1 protein-coding gene is annotated in these 505 nt (G+C 71.1%); it reads right to left on the bottom strand.

What is annotated here, in order from left to right; translation table 11 throughout:
• On the bottom strand, positions 1-505 hold a 505-nt coding region (locus E2493_RS20915), incomplete at both ends, for a calcium-binding protein (RefSeq protein WP_318531718.1).

The raw sequence follows: 505 nt of genomic DNA, 5'->3' as shown, positions 1-505 counted from the left end.
CCGTGTCGGTGATCGTGTCCTGGCCGTCGCCGCGGTCGAACCGGTAGACGTCGTTGCCCCCGGCGCCGGCAAGCGCATCGTTGCCGGTACCGCCGACCAGCAGGTCGTCGCCCACGTCGCCGGCAAGGCTGTCGTTGCCGCTCTCGCCCCACAGCTCGTCATTGCCGCCGAGTGCGTTGAGGCTGTCGTCGCCGGCCCCGCCGCGCATCACGTCGGCGCTGGAGGTGCCGTAGAGCACGTCGTTGCCGCCGGTCGCGGCCATCGATTTGGCGAGCAGCTGCGCGTGGGTCCAGATCGTCCCGTCGGCGAACTTGACCTCCTCGATCGCATTGCCGGCGGTGTTCAGCGCCCCTGCGAGGGTGATCCGGTCGCCGTTCGAGCCGATGTCGAGGACCAGCGCCGAATTGCCCTGCTGGCGCACGCGCACGTCGCCCGCCACGATGCCGGCGCCGAACTCGATGCGGTCGGTGCCCGCCGTGTCGGTGATCGTGTCCTGGCCGTCGCC

The sequence above is a fragment of the Sphingomonas parva (ex Maeng et al. 2020) genome (assembly GCF_004564275.1).
In the GTDB taxonomy this organism is placed as follows: Bacteria; Pseudomonadota; Alphaproteobacteria; order Sphingomonadales; family Sphingomonadaceae; genus Allosphingosinicella; species Allosphingosinicella parva.
This window is presented reverse-complemented; position numbering and strand designations above follow the sequence as displayed.